The sequence below is a fragment of the Mesorhizobium sp. CA6 genome (assembly GCF_020165035.1).
Taxonomy (GTDB): Bacteria; Pseudomonadota; Alphaproteobacteria; order Rhizobiales; family Rhizobiaceae; genus Mesorhizobium.
Genome location: NZ_JAIUHI010000014.1, coordinates 1 through 15,385, shown reverse-complemented (window position 1 = coordinate 15,385; position 15,385 = coordinate 1). Strand labels below are relative to the sequence as shown.

The following is a 15,385-nucleotide window of genomic DNA, read 5'->3' as shown; positions in this document are numbered from 1 at the left end:
AACCGGCATGCAGGCACGCAAATATCGCCTGCAGGGGGCGGGGCTCGACCTCGCCCTCCCCTATCTCATGCTGGCGCCGGGCCTGACGATCGTGCTCGGCGTGCTCGTCTACCCGCTCTGGGACGGGCTGCGCGCCAGCACCAGGGCTTACCGCTACGGCTCGCCGGTCGCCCATGTCGGCTTCCGGAACTATGTGCAGCTTTGGAGCGACGCACAGTTCCTGAATTCGCTGTGGGTCACGGTCAAGTTCGTGGCGCTGTCGGTTTCGATCGAGGCAGTGCTGGGCTTCGCGCTTGCCTTGTTCTGCCTGCACGAATTCCGCGGCATTCGGCTGCTCAGGACGGTGCTGATCATTCCCATGGTGATCACGCCGGTCGTCGTCGCCATCCTGTTCAGGCTGATCTACGCCAGCGATGCCGGCATGCTGACGGCGCTCTCAGAGGCCACGGGCGGCGGTGGGGTCCAGATCCTCGGAAACCCGCTCAATGCCTTCATCGGCCTTGTCGTGCTCGACGTCTGGGAGTGGACGCCGCTGATGTTCCTGATCCTGCTCGCCGGCCTGCAGTCGCTGCCGCACGAGCCGTTCGAGGCGGCGCGCGTCGACGGCGCCGGGTCCTGGCGCGTCTTCGCCGATCTCACCTTCCCGATGATGCGGCCGGTGCTGGCGGTCGCCATCGTGCTCCGCACCATCGATGCCTTCGGCACCTTCGACCAGGTTTTCGTGCTGACCCGTGGCGGGCCGGGCGAAGCGACGAGGCTGATCTCGATCTATGGCTACGACACCGCTTTCAAATTCCAGCAGACCGGATACGCGGCGGCGTTGTTCGTGACGATCGGCCTCGTCGTGCTCGCGCTCGCCTTCAGCGCCATCAGGCTCCTGCGCAGGGTGGACGCATCATGAGCACCCGCCTGGCGCGCATCCTCACCACCATTTTCGTGCTGGCAGTGGTGCTGCTGCCGATCTACTGGCTGGTGTCCACCTCGCTCAAGTCCAACCGCGAGATCACGCAGGAAGGCACGCTCTATCCGCATGTGCCGACGCTCGACAATTACGTCAGGCTGTTCACCGAAAAGCAGTTCGGCTCCTACCTGACGAACTCGGTGGTGGTCACCTTCTTCTCGGTCGCGATAGCGCTGGTCTTCGGCGCGATGGGCGCCTACGCGATCGCGAGGTTCCGCCTGCCATTCGCCGCGGAGCGCAAGATCGGGCTCTTCCTCCTGACACTGCGCATCATCCCGCCGGTGGTGATCCTGATACCCATCTATCTCTTGATGCTGAGCCTCGGGCTGCTCGACAGCTGGCTCGGACTGATCGCCACCTACACCGCCTTCAACGTCACCTTCTGCGTCTGGATGATGGAGAGCTTCTTCCGCGAGATCCCCGTCGATCTCGAGGAGGCTGCGATGGTGGACGGCGATTCACGCTTCGGCGCCTTCCGCCGCATCACGCTGCCATTGGCGGCACCGGGGCTCGCGGCCACCGCGATCTTCGCCGTGCTGGTCACCTTCAACGAATTCCTTTTCGCGCTGGCGCTGACCGCGACGCCGCGGGCGATGACCATGCCGCGCGGCACCGCCACACTCATCGGGCGCATCGATACCGACTGGGCCTCGATGGCGGCCGCCGGCGTCATCGGCGCGTTGCCGATCGTCTTCTTCGCACTCCTGGTGCAGCGGCATCTGGTGCGCGGGCTGACCATGGGCGCGGTGAAATGATTGCCGCTCGGATACACGAACCGGCGGGCAGCGCTGGAGCGGCCTGATGAGAAAGTCGAACGCATGATGGATGTTTGTCTGTTCGGGGTGGGGCTGATCGGCCGCGTGCATGCGAGCAATCTCGCGCGCCACCCGAAGGTGCGGCTGCGCTACGTCGTCGATCCCAATCGCGAGGCGGCCGAGAAGGTCGCCGCCGTAACCGGCGCCGAGATCGTGGACACCGAGACCGTTATGAACGATCCGGCAGTGAAAATGGTGTTCATCGCCTCGGCCACGCGCACGCACGCGGAGCTTGCCATGGCCGCGGCGGCGCAAGGCAAGGCGATCTTCTGCGAGAAACCGATCGACCTCGACCTCAAGCGCACGGATGAATGCCTGGCCGCTGTCGCGAAAGCCGGCGTGCCGTTCCAGATCGGCTTCAACCGCCGCTTCGATCCGAGCTTCCGGGCGCTGAAGGAGCGCCTCGATGGAGGCGAGATCGGCGCCGTCGAGCAGGTCATCATCACCAGCCGCGATCCCGAACCGGAGACCGAGGAAGCGCTGGCCGGAGGCGGCGGCGTCTTTCGCGAGATGACCATCCACGATTTCGACATGGCGCGGAACATGCTTGGCGAAGAGCCTGTGGAGCTCTTCGCGACCGGCTCCTCGCTGGTGGCGCCGCAATACAGGAAGCTCGGCGATTACGACACGGCGATGTTCATCCTGCGAACGGCGTCCGGCCGGCAATGTCACATCAACAACAGCGTCAGGGCCGCCTACGGCTACGACCAGCGCATCGAGGTGCACGGCGCCGACGGCATGCTGCAGGCCGGCAACCGGCTGCCGACCTCTGTGGAAAGGTACGGCAGCAAAGGTATATCGCGCGACAAGCCCTACTACTTCTTCGTCGAACGCTATGCGGAATCCTACGCCGCCGAGATCGATCACTTCATCACCTGTGTCGAGACGGGCAGGAGTCCGGCGGTCACGGCCAGCGATGGGCGCAAGGCCATGATCCTCTGCGAGGCAGCGCTAGCGTCGGCCCGGTCCGGCAGGTTCGAACCCGTAGAGCTGTGAGCGGATGGTCCGAAATAAGCGGGAGTTTCCGAAATGAAGATTGGCATGATCACCGACAGCCTCGGCAACCTGTCCTTCGACGAGATGCTGCGCGCCTCGGCCGATCTCGGACTGGAGACGCTGGAGTTCGCCTGCGGCAACTGGTCGTCGGCGCCGCACATCGATCTGGCCGCCATGCTGGACAGCAAGACGACCCGAACCGAATTCGTCGCCAAGGTTCGCGACCACAGGCTGACGATCGCGGCGCTTAACTGCTCCGGCAACCCGCTGCATCCGGGACCGCAGGGCAAGCAGCATCGCCAAGTGACCGAGGACACAATCCGGCTGGCGAGCCTGATGGGCATCGACCGGGTGGTGATGATGTCCGGGCTGCCGGGCGGACCCGGCGACACCAATCCCAACTGGATCATCACCGACTGGCCGCCCGAATGCGCCGACATCCAGCGCTACCAGTGGGACGATTGCATCGTCCCGTATTGGCGCGATCTCGTCGGATTTGCGAACAATCTGGGCATCAGGAAGCTTTGCCTGGAACTGCATGGACATCAGGCCGTATACAATGTCCAGACGCTGTTCCGGCTGCGCGATGCGGTCGGCGAGACGGTCGGCGCCAACTACGATCCGAGCCATCCGATGTGGATGGGCGCCGATCCCATTGCCGCCGTGCGCAAGCTTGGCTCGGCCATCTACTATGTCCACGCCAAGGACACACGCATCGAACCGATACCGGCGGCCGTCGACGGCACGCTCGATGCGCGCCCGCCAAATCAGTTTGCCGAAAGGGCCTGGAATTACATCACGCTGGGCTACGGCCACGGCGAGACCTGGTGGCGGCAGTTCTGCACCGCGCTGAAGCAGGCCGGCTATGACGACGTGCTGTCGATCGAGCATGAGGACATGATGCTGTCGCCGATGGAAGGCATGCGCAAATCCGTGGCGCTGCTGCGCAATGTCGCCATCAACCTGGCCTGAATGCTCAGATCCGGTCCTGCATTGGTAGGTGATCACCGCCCGTTGCGGCGGCCTCGATGGCCGGCAGGCCTATCTCACATTAACCCAGCGCTGCTCCTGGAACGAACGGGCCATGGCATGCACGGTGCGCTCGATCTCCAGCCCCTCGTCGAAGTCGATGATGCGGGCCGGCTTACCAGCGATGCGCATCAGGAGCTCGCGGCATTCGATCATCTTGAGGTCGTTGAAGCCGAGGCCGTGGCCAGGCGCCGGCAGGAAGGAATCGTAGGGCTTGTGGTGCGGCGCCACCAGGATAGTGCGGTAGCCCTGCTCGGTCGGCCGGTCGGCGGTGAGGTAGAGCTGGAACTCGTTCATCCGCTCCTGGTCGTAGAGGATCGAGCCCTTCGAGCCGAAGATCTGAATGGCGATGCGGCCCTTGCGGCCCCAGGCCGAGCGGTTGACCAAAAGCGTGCCGGCGACGCCGTTCTCGAGACGCATCAAGACGCTGGCGATGTCATAGGTCTCGACCGCGCGGCGGGCGCCGGAAGCGGTCCTGCGATCGGCATAGGGTTTGACCATGTCGCACATGACGCGCGAGACGCGGCCGAACAGCGCCTTGATCAGCGACAGCGGATGCACGGCGAAATCATCGAGCGCGCCATAGCCGGACGAAGCCTCGTGTTTCCAGAAGAACAGCGCCTCCGGGTCGGCCATGAAATCCTCGTCCATCTCGATGCGCACGAGATTGACGTCGCCGATGATCTTTTCCTCGAGCAGCGCGCCGATATGGCGGATGGCGGGGTTCTGGATGTAGTTGTAGCCGAGCACGGCGACCTTGCCGGATGTCCTCGCGGCCTTCGCCATCGCCTCGGCCTCGGCGAAACTCGGCGCCATCGGCTTCTCGCACCACAGATGCTTGCCGGCTTCGAGGACGGCGATCGCCATTTCCGGGTGGAACTGGTTCGGCGTGGTCAGCGAGACGATCTCGACGTCCGGATCCTCGACCACGGCGCGCCAGTCGCCGGAGCCTTTTGCGAAGCCGAACTCGGCAGCTTTGCGTTTGGCAAGCTCGTCATTCACCTCGCCCAGATGCACCAGTTTCGGCTTGTCGACATCGGGAAAGACGGCGCCCACCGCGTTCCAGGCGATGGCGTGGCACTTGCCCATGAAGCCAGTGCCGATGAGGCCCACTCCGACCATGTCGATTGTCTCCAGGATAAAGGAAAGTATGCGTGGATGAATTAGTCTATTTTGATAAAGAATGGAATATCTAAATCATTTTTTATGGTGTTCTTGCGCGAACTCGCTATGATGAGGCAGGAGAGAGACAAACCTTATGAGCGTGGGCGGAGCGACGATGGACGAACGGGTGCCTCGCGATTTCGAAACGCTGCGCGCGACGATCCTGGACAGACGCGCGAGCCTGCCCAAGCGCATCGCGCAGATCGCCGCCTATGCGCTCGACAATCCCGACGACATCGCCTTCGGCACGGCGGCGAGCATCGCCGCCTCGGCCGGCGTGCAGCCCTCGACGCTGATCCGTTTTGCCCAGCAGCTCGGCTTCGACGGCTTCACCAGCCTGCAGCAGGTTTTCCGCGAGCGTCTGCGCGAGCGCAACTCCTCTTATGACGAGCGGCTGGCGGCGTTGCGCGCCAAGGCCGAGGAAGGCCGCGGGCATCGGGCGATCTTCGACGGCTTCGTCGCCGCCGCCAGCACCTCGCTGGGCGACATTTCGCGCTCGCTCAACGATGCCCATTTCGAGGAGGCGGTGGCGCTCCTGGCTAAGGCCGAGACGATCTATGTGCTGGCCAAGCGCCGCTCCTATCCGGTGGCGTCCTACATCGCCTATGCGCTGGGCAAGCTCAAGATCCGCAACCAACTGGTGGAATCGGCCGCGGGGCTGAACGCCGAGATGATCGGCTTCGCCACGCCGCGCGACGCCGTCATCGCCATCAGCTTCTCGCCTTACGCGCCGGCGACCATCGAGGAGACGCGCTCGATCGCCGAGCAGGGCGTGCCGATCGTGGCGATCACCGACTCGTCCTTCTCGCCGCTGGCGCAATTCGCCAAGGTCTGGTTCGAGGTCGCCGAGGCCGATTTCGGCGGCTTCCGCTCGATCTCGGCGACGATGGCGCTGGCCATGGCGCTGACTGTCGCCGTGGGCGAGAAACGCCGCGAGACCGGGCGCCGACGCAAGGGCTGAGCCTCCCAGATGAGCGCTTTTCGGCTCGGGAATGCTCATTCCATATTGACTGTAGATTGGAATTAATATTTCATATTGACGACACCACGCCGTCGCCGGCGCGCGCTGTCCAAAACGACGCTGCTCTGCAAAACAAGGCCGATGGGAGGTTCGAATGGGCGAAGCCGTGGAAGGGAAATACCCGCCGCTCGACGTCATCACCATCGGCCGCGCCTCGGTCGATCTCTATGGCCAGCAGATCGGCTCGCGGCTGGAGGACATCACCTCTTTCGCCAAATCCGTCGGCGGCTGCCCGGCCAATATTTCCGTCGGCACGGCAAGGCTCGGCCTGCGCTCGGCGCTGCTGACGCGCGTCGGCGACGAGCAGATGGGCCGCTTCATCCGTGAGCAGCTCAAGCGCGAGGGCGTCTCGGTCGACGGGCTGAAGACCGACAAGGAGAGGCTGACGGCGCTGGTGCTGCTTTCGGTCGAGAGCGAAGGCGTCTCGCCGATGATCTTTTACCGTTCCGACTGCGCCGACATGGCGCTGGCCGAGGAGGATATCGACGAGGCCTTCATCGCCTCGGCGCGCTCGGTGGTCGTCACCGGCACGCATTTCTCGCGGCCCAATTCCGATGCAGCCCAGCGCAAGGCGATCCGCCTGATGAAGGCCCGTGGTGGCAAGGTGGTGTTCGACATCGACTACCGCCCGAACCTTTGGGGCCTTGCCGGCCATGCCGAGGGCTTCGAGCGCTATGTCAAGTCGGACCGCGTCTCGGCGCAGCTGAAGACCGTGCTGCCGGATTGCGATCTCATCGTCGGCACCGAGGAAGAGATCATGATCGCTTCCGGCGCCGACGATTGCCTGAGCGCGCTGAAGACGATCCGCGCGCTGTCCTCGGCCACCATCGTGCTCAAGCGCGGCGCCAAGGGCTGCATCGTCTATGACGGCCCGATCAGCGAGGACCTCGAGGACGGCATCGTCGGCAAGGGTTTTCCGATCGAGATCTACAATGTGCTCGGAGCCGGCGACGCCTTCATGTCGGGCTTCCTGCGCGGCTGGCTCGGCGGCGAGAGCTTTGCCACCGCCGCGACCTGGGCCAATGCCTGCGGCGCCTTCGCCGTGTCGCGCCTGCTCTGCGCGCCGGAATACCCGACCTTCGAGGAGCTGCAGTTCTTTTTAAAGAACGGCAGCAAACACCTGGCGCTGCGCAAGGACGAGGCGATCAACCACGTCCACTGGGCAACGACGCGGCGGCGCGACATCCCCTCGCTGATGGCTTTGGCCTGCGATCATCGCGTCCAGTTGGAAGACGTGGCGGCCAGGGTTGGCGCCGACGTTGCGCGCATCCCCGATTTCAAGGTGCTCACCGTCAAGGCGGCGGCAAAGGTCGCCGCGGGCCGCGACGGTTATGGCATGCTGATCGACGAGAAATATGGCCGCGACGCCATGTTCGAATTCGCCCGCCATCCCTTCGCCTGGCTCGGCCGCCCGGTTGAGCTTCCGGGATCGCGGCCGCTGCGTTTCGAGTTTTCGCAGGATATCGGCTCGCAGCTCACCGAATGGCCTGTCGACCATTGCATCAAATGCCTATGCTTCTATCACCCGGACGACCCGGAAGCGCTGAAGAGCGAGCAGCAGCAGAAGCTGCGCGCGCTGTTCGAGGCGGCGCGGAAGGTCGGCCGCGAACTGCTGGTCGAGATCATCGCCGGCAAGCATGGCAAGCTCGACGACACCACCATTCCGCGCGCGCTTGAAGAGCTCTATGCGCTGGGCATCAAGCCGGACTGGTGGAAGCTCGAGCCGCAGGCTTCCGCAGGCGCCTGGGCGAAGATCGAACAGGTGATCGTCAGGAACGATCCTTGGTGCCGTGGCGTGGTGCTGCTCGGGCTGGAAGCGCCGCAGGACGAGCTGGTCGCGGCGTTTGCCGCCACCGCCAATGCGCCGATCGTCAAGGGCTTTGCCGTCGGCCGCACCATCTTCGTCAACGCCGCCGAACGATGGCTGGCCGGCAGGATGTCGGATGACGAGGCGATCGCCGACATGGCCGCGCGTTTCGAGCAGTTGACCGAGGCATGGCTTGCCGCGCGCGGCCGCAAGGCCGCATAACAAGACCGCTGAAGGACTGCGGAGGAGACACCATGAGCAAGACAATCCGCCTGACGATGGCGCAGGCGCTGACCCGCTTCCTCAGCGGGCAAATGACCGAGATCGACGGGAAGAAGGTGCCGATCTTCGGCGGCGTCTGGGCCATCTTCGGCCATGGCAATGTCGCGGGCATCGGCGAGGCGCTCTACCAGGTCCGCGACGAGCTGCCGACTTTCCGCGCCCATAACGAGCAGGCGATGGCGCATGCCGCGATTGCCTACGGCAAGGCGAACTTCCGCCGCCGCTTCATGGCCGCGACCTCTTCGATCGGCCCCGGCGCGCTGAACATGGTGACGGCGGCCGCGCTCGCGCATGTGAACCGGTTGCCCGTCCTGTTTTTGCCCGGCGATGTCTTCGCCAACCGCCTGCCCGACCCCGTGCTGCAGCAGGCCGAGGATTTCTCCGACGGCACGGCGAGCGTTAATGACTGCTTCCGGCCCGTATCGCGCTATTTCGACCGCATCACCCGGCCGGAGCAGATCATCCCGGCACTGAGTCGCGCCATGCAGGTGCTGACCGATCCGGCCGAATGCGGCCCGGTGACGCTGTCGCTCTGCCAGGACGTGCAGGCGGAGGCCTATGATTATCCCGAAAGCCTGTTCGCCGAGCGTGTCTGGACACCGCGCCGGCTGCGCCCGGACCGCAACGAGCTGGCGGCAGCCGTCGCGGCGCTGAAGGGCGCCAAGAAGCCGCTGGTGATCGCGGGCGGCGGGGTGCTGTATTCGCAGGCTTCGGACGAGCTCGCCAAGCTGGCGCAGGGCGCTGGCATTCCGGTCTGCGAGACACAGGGCGGCAAATCCTCGTTGCCCGACAACCATCCGCTCAACATGGCCGCCGTTGGCGTCACCGGCACGTCGGCCGCCAACCGGCTGGCGGAAGAGGCCGATGTCGTGCTTGCGGTCGGCACCAGGCTGCAGGATTTCACCACCGGCTCCTGGGCGCTGTTCAAGAATGCCGGCCGCACCATCATCGGCCTGAACACGCAAGGTTTCGACGCCGGCAAGCATTGGGCGCTGCCGCTGGTCGCCGACGCGGCCGAGGGCCTTGCCGAGCTGTCCGCCGCGCTGAAGGGCTGGAAGGCGCCGGCCGCGTGGACCGACAATGCATTGAAGGGCAAGACGGAGTGGCAGGCCGCCGCCGCCAAGGTGACGGCCTCGACCAACGCCGCCTATCCGTCCGATGCGCAAGTGATCGGCGCCGTGCAGCGCGCCATGGGCTCGGGCGTCACGATGCTGCATGCCGCGGGCGGTCTGCCCGGCGAATTGCACAAGCTCTGGCAGGCCGGCGCGCCGGGCTCCTACCATGCCGAATACGGCTTCTCGACCATGGGCTACGAGATCGCCGGCGGGCTCGGCGTCAAGATGGCGAAGCCCGACCAGGAGGTCGTCGTCATGGTCGGCGACGGCTCCTATCTGATGCTCAATTCCGAGATCGCCACTTCGGTGATGCTTGGCCTGAAGCTCACCATCGTTTTGCTCGACAATCGCGGCTATGGCTGCATCAACCGGCTGCAGATGGCGACCGGCGGCGCCAACTTCAACAACCTCTTGAAGGACGCCCGCCACGAGGTGATGCCTGACGTCGACTTCGCCGCGCACGCGGCAAGCTTAGGTGCCGTGGCCGAGAAGGTAGCGTCGATCGCCGAGCTGGAGACGGCACTGGCCAAGGCGAAGAAGAATGACAGGACGACGGTGCTGGTGATCGACACCGATCCGCTGGTGTCGACCGAGGCCGGCGGCCATTGGTGGGACGTCGCCGTGCCGGAAGTCTCGTCGCGACGCGAAGTCAACGCCGCGCGCAAGAAATATGAGGAAGCTGTGGGCAGCCGTAAGGGCTGAACCGGCTCGCAACGAACCGACATTGGAGTGACGACTTGAAAGCCAAACTGGGCATGTCCCCCATCGCATGGTGGAATGACGATCTCGTGGAATTGAGCGATGACGTGTCGCTGGAAGAATGCCTGCGCCAGTCGCGCTCGGCCGGCTTCACCGGTATGGAGATGGGCCGCCGCTTCCCCAATGATCCGAAGGTGATGCTGCCGATCCTGAAGGAGGCCGACGTCACGCTTTGCGGCGGCTGGTTCTCAGGCACGCTTGTCAACGAGGACATCTCCCGGAACAAGGACCGCATCCAGCCGATGATCGACCTGTTCAAGGCGGTCGATGCGCCCTGCATCGTCTATGGCGAGGTCGGCCGGTCCATCCAGGGCGACCGCTCCAAGCCTCTGGCCACCAAGCCGAAACTTTCCGCCGACGAGATGAAGGCTTATGGCCGGCGCGTCACCGAGTTCGGCGAGTGGTGCGCTGAGCAAGGCATGCCGCTCTCCTACCATCACCACATGGCGGCGGTGGTCGAGACCGAACCGGAGCTCGACGCCTTCATGCGCAACTCCGGCGAAGGCATTCCGCTGCTGCTCGATGCCGGCCATCTCGCCTTTGCCGGCGGCGACGTGCTGCGCGCCATTGACAATCACCACAAGCGCATCAACCACGTCCATGTGAAGGATGTTCGCATGGGCGTGATCGACAGGCTCGACCGCACGAAACAGTCCTTCCTCGACGCCGTGGCGCTCGGCGCCTTCACCGTGCCGGGCGACGGCTCACTCGACTTCGGGGCGATTGTCCAGCGTTTCGCCGATCATGGCTATGAAGGCTGGTTCGTGGTCGAGGCCGAGCAGGATCCGAAGAAGAACCCGCCGCTCAAGATGGCCCAGGTCGGCCACAAGGAACTTATGCGGGTGATGACGGCCGCCGGCTATACGGTCGAGACGCAGGGTTTTCCGGCCTGAGCAGTGGATTAGTCGGGGCGCCCGGTTTATCCGTTGTGCTTTGGGCAAATCCTGGATTGGCGCGATGAAAGACTATGAGCATCCCTTCTTCCGGCCGCTGTGGCGCCGTATCGCGGTCGTCGCGGTCTGCCTGGTCTGGTCGGTGATCGAATTCGCGTCCGGCACGCCGTTCTGGGGCGTCATCGCGCTGGGCTTCGCCGGCTATGCGGTGTGGCAGTTTTTCTATCTCTATAAGCCGATTGAGGAGAACAAGGCCGAACCCGGACCGAAGGAGTGACTAATTCATGGCTCAGAAGCGTCTACGGATCGGATACTGCGTGCATGGCGGATCGCATGCGTTGGCGATTAGCCGAAACGCCCCTCGCTTCGTCATCCTAGGGCGCAGCAAGGAGCGCAGCGACGTAGCGCAGACCCTAGGATCCATTCCGTGACTTCGAAGCAGCCGCTGCGGTACAGAATTCTGCTCCGCAGCGCCCTTCGATTGAGGTAACGGCATGGATTCTAGGGTCTCCGCTACGTCGCTGCGCTCCTGCTTCGCCCTAGAATGACGAAGTTTGGAGGCCTCGGCCAATCTCGAAGGTTGTGCTGGTTCTGTCAGCCGGCAAGATCTTTGATCCGCAACCAACGAAGGCCAACGGAATAGGAGAGACAAAAATGTCGAAACTGCTCGTCAAGGCCGACAAGGGCCACGGCCATGTCGCTCATGTCACGCCGCAAAGCGCCGGCTGGACCTATGTCGGTTTCGACCTGCATCGGCTTCGTCCGGGCGAGACGGTGTCCGGCAAAACCGGCGAGCGCGAGGTCTGCCTGGTGTTCGTCACCGGAAAGGGCAAGGCATCGGCCGGCGGCAAGGATCTCGGCCTGCTCGGCGAGCGCATGTCGCCCTTCGAAGGCAAGCCGTGGTCGGTCTATGTGCCGCAAGGCGCCGACTGGTCGGTGACCGCCGATACCGAGCTGGAACTCGCCGTCTGCTCGGCGCCTGGCCTCGGTGGCCGTCTGCCGGTGCGCGTCATCGGACCTGACGATCTCGGCCAGGAGGTGCGCGGCAAGGGCACCAACACGCGCTACGTCACCAACATCCTGCCCGAGGGCAAGCCGGCTGATTCGCTGCTGGTGGTCGAGGTGATCACGCCCGGCGGCCACACGTCGAGCTATCCGCCGCACAAGCACGACCAGGACAATCTGCCGGCCGAATCCTATCTCGAGGAGACCTATTATCACCGCCTCAACCCGCCGCAGGGCTTTGCCTTCCAACGCGTCTACACCGATGCCGACCGCAACGGCGTGCGCGAGCTGGACGAGGCGATGGCGATCGAGGACGGCGACGTCGTGCTGGTGCCCAAGGGCTATCATCCCTGCGCCGCCTGCCACGGCTACGATCTTTATTACCTCAACGTCATGGCCGGACCGAAGCGGACGTGGAAATTCCACAACGCGCCCGAGCATGAATGGCTGATGAAGGCCTGATCGACACGCCGGCAAAGCCGTTGGTCCAGCCCGGAAAAATCGTCGGCTAACGAGCTCCGTGCTGGACTTGCCTTCGAAAACCCACGAAAGCTTCGTCAATCCGTCATGGAAATCACCTATGGCAGCGGTTCCGGTGCATGTCGCCGCAAGCGCTCCGGCGTTTGGGCCACGACTTGCCAAGACAATGACTTGAAGCGCGTCGCATATTCCTTTGGGGCGCGCAGCGCGCTTGACGAGGAACGCCCATGCGCTACGCGATCTACTACACCCCGGGGCAGGACGAGAAGCTGGCGCGCATTGCCGCCAACTGGCTGGGCCGCGACCCGTTTGGCGCGGCGACGCGGCCGGTCGAGGCCGTAGGCGATCTGTCGGCCGCGGAAGTCGCTTTCCATACTGCCTCTGCCCGGCGCTACGGATTCCACGCGACCCTGAAAGCGCCGTTCCGGCTGGCGCCGGACGAGACGGAAGCCTCGCTGCGCGCCGCGCTCGACGCTTTCGCCGAGGCGACGCCGCCTGTGATCATCCCGCGTCTGGTCGTCGGCCAAATCGACGGCTTTTTCGCGCTGGTGCCGGAAGCGCAGTTCGCGCCGCTCAACGATTTCGCCGGCGAGGTGGTGCGCGCCTTCGATCCGTTCCGCGCGCCGCTGACCGAGGCCGAGATCGAGCGCCGCAGCCCCGATGCGCTGAAGCCGGACGAGTTTCGCAACCTTTGCCAATGGGGCTATCCTTACGTCTTTGACACGTTCCGCTTCCACATGACGCTGTCGGGGCGGGTCGGGCCACAGGAAAGCCCACGTCTTCGTGCAGCGATCGACGGCCTGTTCGCCGACGTGCTGCGGCAGCCCGTGCCGGTGGATGCGCTGACATTGTTCGTCGAAAGCGAGCCCGGCGCCCCGTTCATGGTGCTTTCCCATCATGCGCTTGGCCGCAGCCCCGCCCGCAAGACCGCATAGGACGGATCCGCGGAAACGCTGAACCGCCCTATCTTTTTGTTTACGCAATTCCGGACGGAAAACCGCAAAGCACTTTTCCTGGAATTGCTCTGAAACGACTGCTTGAGATAGGACCGCCCGAGATGACCGCCGAAACCGTTCTCACCAATGCCCGCATCGTGTTGCCCGACGAAATCGTCAAGGGCTCGCTGTTGTTGCGCGACGGCCTGATTGCCGCCGTCGAGCCCGGTGCCGTCCGCGCCGGCGAGGACATGGGCGGCGATTACATCATCCCGGGTCTCGTCGAGCTGCACACCGATCACCTCGAAGGTCATTACGCGCCGCGCCCGAAAGTGCGCTGGAACCCGATCGCCGCCGTGCTTGCCCATGACGCCCAGGTCGCGACCGCCGGCATCACCACGGTGCTCGACGCCCTGCGCGTCGGCATGGACGAGGATGCCGACCTGAAATCCGACGACGTTCGCAAGCTGGCCGACGCCATCGAGGACAGCGTGCGCCAGGATCGGCTCAGGGCCGACCATTTCATCCACCTGCGTTGCGAGGTCTCGGCGCCGGACTGCCTCGAGGCTTTCGCCAATTTCGAGACCGACGAGCGGGTTAAGCTCGCCTCGCTGATGGACCATGCGCCCGGACAGCGCCAGTTCGTCAACCTCGAGACCTATGCCTATTACTACCAGCGCAAGCTGAAGCTGACGGACCGCGACTTCCAGAAATTCTGCGAGAAGCGGATGGCCGAATCGGCCCGCAATTCCGGTCCGAACCGCGTCTTCATCTCGGCCGCCTGCCAGGAGCGCGGCATCGTGCTGGCGAGCCATGACGACGCGACCGCCGGCCATGTCGACGAGGCGATCGAGCAGGGCGTGCGCGTCGCCGAGTTCCCGACGACAGAAGAGGCGGCCAAGGCCTCGAAAGCCGCGGGCCTCGGGGTGCTGATGGGCGCGCCGAACGTCATGCGCGGCGCCTCGCATTCCGGCAATGTCTCGGCGCGCACGCTTGCCGCCGACGGCCTGCTGGACATCCTTTCATCCGACTACATCCCCTTCAGCCTGATCCAGTCGGCCTTCTTCCTCGGCGATGTCGTCGAGGGCATCTCGCTACCGCAGGCGGTCGCGATGGTCTCGAAGAACCCGGCCGAAGCGATCGGCCTCGCCGACCGCGGCGTCATCGAGCCCGGCCGCCGTGCCGACCTGGTGCGGGTGCGCGTGGACGACCATGTGCCGGTCGTTCGCACCGTGTGGCGTCAGGGCAGCCGGGTCGCATGATGGTCTCGGCCCTCATCGAGCGCGAGCTGGCCGACAGCCTGCCGATCCGCAACGGCGTCTTCGTCGCGGTGGTGGGGCCGAGCGGCGCCGGCAAGGACACGCTGATCGGCTACGCCAAGGCGCGCTTTGCCGGGGAGACGCGGCTGGAATTCGTGCGCCGTGTCATCACCAGGCCGAGCGACACGGCAAGCGAGGACCACGACACGCTGGCCGATGCCGCCTTTGCCGAGGCGGAGGCCGACGGCGCCTTCTCGCTGTGCTGGGACGCGCACGGCCTGCGCTATGGCCTGCCGGCCGATGTCGACTGGGCGGTCGCCAATGGTCATGTAGCCGTGGCGAATGTCTCCCGCGCGGTCATACCGGCGCTGCGCGAACGCTACGCCAACCTGGCCGTGGTCGAGATCACCGCCACGCCGGAGATCCTCGCCGAACGGCTCGCCGCGCGCGGCCGCGAATCGCGCGGCGAGGTGCTTGCCCGCCTGGCGCGCAGCACCAGCGTCAAGCTGACGGGACCGGACGTGACCTCGATCGACAACAGCGGCGACAAGGAAATCGCCGGCGAACGCTTCGCCGAGGTGCTGCGCAAGGCGATGGCGTTCTCGGATCTGTCGGACATGATCTAGCGCTTTCCCTTCTCCCCCTGTGGGAGAAGGTGGATCGGCGCGAAGCGCCGAGACGGATGAGGGGTGCTCCAGCTTGGCGGTGGCTTTCGCCTGGCAGCACCGTTGTGCCCAAACGCCAGCGCCTCGCTCCGTCCAGCACCCCTCATCCGGCCGCTTCGCGGCCACCTTCTCCCACAAGAAGGGCTTTGCACAGAATCGGATCGGTGATTCCATGCGGATATCCGGCGAGGAGGGATTC

14 protein-coding genes are annotated in these 15,385 nt (G+C 64.8%); 13 read left to right on the top strand and 1 reads right to left on the bottom strand.

Features of this window, described 5'->3' with window-relative positions; all coding sequences use genetic code 11:
• Positions 1-7: 7 nt before the first annotated feature.
• The 4 genes from LB526_RS20860 (at position 8) to LB526_RS20845 (ending at position 3,744) form a co-directional block, all read left to right on the top strand.
• Positions 8-901, top strand: coding sequence for a carbohydrate ABC transporter permease (locus LB526_RS20860; protein WP_224629582.1), 894 nt, complete (start codon positions 8-10; stop codon positions 899-901).
• Positions 898-1,716 carry a carbohydrate ABC transporter permease gene (locus tag LB526_RS20855; RefSeq protein WP_224629580.1) on the top strand — a complete coding sequence of 273 codons (819 nt, stop codon included), beginning with the start codon at positions 898-900 and terminating at the stop codon, positions 1,714-1,716. Before LB526_RS20860 ends, LB526_RS20855 begins: the two co-directional genes overlap by 4 nt.
• Positions 1,717-1,779: 63 nt before the next feature.
• Positions 1,780-2,772 (top strand): inositol 2-dehydrogenase, encoded by a 993-nt coding sequence (iolG, locus tag LB526_RS20850; protein WP_224629579.1) that lies wholly within the window; start codon positions 1,780-1,782, stop codon positions 2,770-2,772.
• A gap of 33 nt (positions 2,773-2,805) precedes the next feature.
• On the top strand, positions 2,806-3,744 hold the full coding sequence (locus LB526_RS20845) for a sugar phosphate isomerase/epimerase family protein (protein ID WP_224629576.1): 939 nt from the start codon (positions 2,806-2,808) through the stop codon (positions 3,742-3,744).
• A gap of 69 nt (positions 3,745-3,813) precedes the next feature.
• Here the strand turns inward: LB526_RS20845 and LB526_RS20840 are convergent, their stop codons facing one another.
• A complete protein-coding gene (locus LB526_RS20840) occupies positions 3,814-4,923 on the bottom strand; it encodes a Gfo/Idh/MocA family protein (protein ID WP_224629575.1) in 1,110 nt (369 codons plus the stop codon).
• A 157-nt stretch (positions 4,924-5,080) separates the two neighbouring features.
• Here LB526_RS20840 and LB526_RS20835 point away from each other — a divergent pair, with 157 nt between their 5' ends.
• From LB526_RS20835 to phnN, 9 genes are all read left to right on the top strand, one after another.
• Positions 5,081-5,926 (top strand): MurR/RpiR family transcriptional regulator, encoded by an 846-nt coding sequence (locus LB526_RS20835; RefSeq protein ID WP_181174827.1) that lies wholly within the window; start codon positions 5,081-5,083, stop codon positions 5,924-5,926.
• 154 nt (positions 5,927-6,080) lie between these two features.
• Positions 6,081-8,015, top strand: a complete 1,935-nt coding sequence (locus LB526_RS20830) for a bifunctional 5-dehydro-2-deoxygluconokinase/5-dehydro-2-deoxyphosphogluconate aldolase (protein WP_224629574.1) — start codon at positions 6,081-6,083, stop codon at positions 8,013-8,015.
• Between the two features lie 32 nt (positions 8,016-8,047).
• Positions 8,048-9,892 (top strand): 3D-(3,5/4)-trihydroxycyclohexane-1,2-dione acylhydrolase (decyclizing), encoded by a 1,845-nt coding sequence (gene iolD / locus LB526_RS20825; protein ID WP_224629573.1) that lies wholly within the window; start codon positions 8,048-8,050, stop codon positions 9,890-9,892.
• Between the two features lie 35 nt (positions 9,893-9,927).
• Positions 9,928-10,842, top strand: a complete 915-nt coding sequence (iolE, locus tag LB526_RS20820; RefSeq protein ID WP_224525906.1) for a myo-inosose-2 dehydratase — start codon at positions 9,928-9,930, stop codon at positions 10,840-10,842.
• Positions 10,843-10,906: 64 nt separating this feature from the next.
• A complete protein-coding gene (locus LB526_RS20815) occupies positions 10,907-11,119 on the top strand; it encodes a DUF3329 domain-containing protein (RefSeq protein WP_095768043.1) in 213 nt (70 codons plus the stop codon).
• A gap of 377 nt (positions 11,120-11,496) precedes the next feature.
• A complete protein-coding gene (gene iolB / locus LB526_RS20810; protein ID WP_224629570.1) occupies positions 11,497-12,309 on the top strand; it encodes a 5-deoxy-glucuronate isomerase in 813 nt (270 codons plus the stop codon).
• 245 nt (positions 12,310-12,554) lie between these two features.
• A complete protein-coding gene (locus LB526_RS20805) occupies positions 12,555-13,262 on the top strand; it encodes a DUF1045 domain-containing protein (RefSeq protein ID WP_224525910.1) in 708 nt (235 codons plus the stop codon).
• A gap of 122 nt (positions 13,263-13,384) precedes the next feature.
• The gene (locus LB526_RS20800) at positions 13,385-14,524 is read left to right on the top strand and encodes an alpha-D-ribose 1-methylphosphonate 5-triphosphate diphosphatase (RefSeq protein ID WP_224525913.1); all 1,140 of its coding nucleotides are present in this window, start codon (positions 13,385-13,387) and stop codon (positions 14,522-14,524) included.
• Positions 14,521-15,147, top strand: a complete 627-nt coding sequence (phnN, locus tag LB526_RS20795) for a phosphonate metabolism protein/1,5-bisphosphokinase (PRPP-forming) PhnN (RefSeq protein ID WP_224525917.1) — start codon at positions 14,521-14,523, stop codon at positions 15,145-15,147. The genes LB526_RS20800 and phnN overlap by 4 nt, the downstream gene beginning before the upstream one ends.
• The last annotated feature ends 238 nt before the right edge of the window (positions 15,148-15,385 follow it).

Coding starts and splice junctions, on each gene's coding strand:
- LB526_RS20860 (WP_224629582.1), top strand. CDS start 8: ATGCAGGCACGCAAATATCGCCTGCAGGGGGCGGGGCTCGACCTCGCC.
- LB526_RS20855 (WP_224629580.1), top strand. CDS start 898: ATGAGCACCCGCCTGGCGCGCATCCTCACCACCATTTTCGTGCTGGCA.
- iolG (WP_224629579.1), top strand. CDS start 1,780: ATGATGGATGTTTGTCTGTTCGGGGTGGGGCTGATCGGCCGCGTGCAT.
- LB526_RS20845 (WP_224629576.1), top strand. CDS start 2,806: ATGAAGATTGGCATGATCACCGACAGCCTCGGCAACCTGTCCTTCGAC.
- LB526_RS20840 (WP_224629575.1), bottom strand. CDS start 4,923: ATGGTCGGAGTGGGCCTCATCGGCACTGGCTTCATGGGCAAGTGCCAC.
- LB526_RS20835 (WP_181174827.1), top strand. CDS start 5,081: ATGGACGAACGGGTGCCTCGCGATTTCGAAACGCTGCGCGCGACGATC.
- LB526_RS20830 (WP_224629574.1), top strand. CDS start 6,081: ATGGGCGAAGCCGTGGAAGGGAAATACCCGCCGCTCGACGTCATCACC.
- iolD (WP_224629573.1), top strand. CDS start 8,048: ATGAGCAAGACAATCCGCCTGACGATGGCGCAGGCGCTGACCCGCTTC.
- LB526_RS20815 (WP_095768043.1), top strand. CDS start 10,907: ATGAAAGACTATGAGCATCCCTTCTTCCGGCCGCTGTGGCGCCGTATC.
- iolB (WP_224629570.1), top strand. CDS start 11,497: ATGTCGAAACTGCTCGTCAAGGCCGACAAGGGCCACGGCCATGTCGCT.
- LB526_RS20805 (WP_224525910.1), top strand. CDS start 12,555: ATGCGCTACGCGATCTACTACACCCCGGGGCAGGACGAGAAGCTGGCG.
- LB526_RS20800 (WP_224525913.1), top strand. CDS start 13,385: ATGACCGCCGAAACCGTTCTCACCAATGCCCGCATCGTGTTGCCCGAC.
- phnN (WP_224525917.1), top strand. CDS start 14,521: ATGATGGTCTCGGCCCTCATCGAGCGCGAGCTGGCCGACAGCCTGCCG.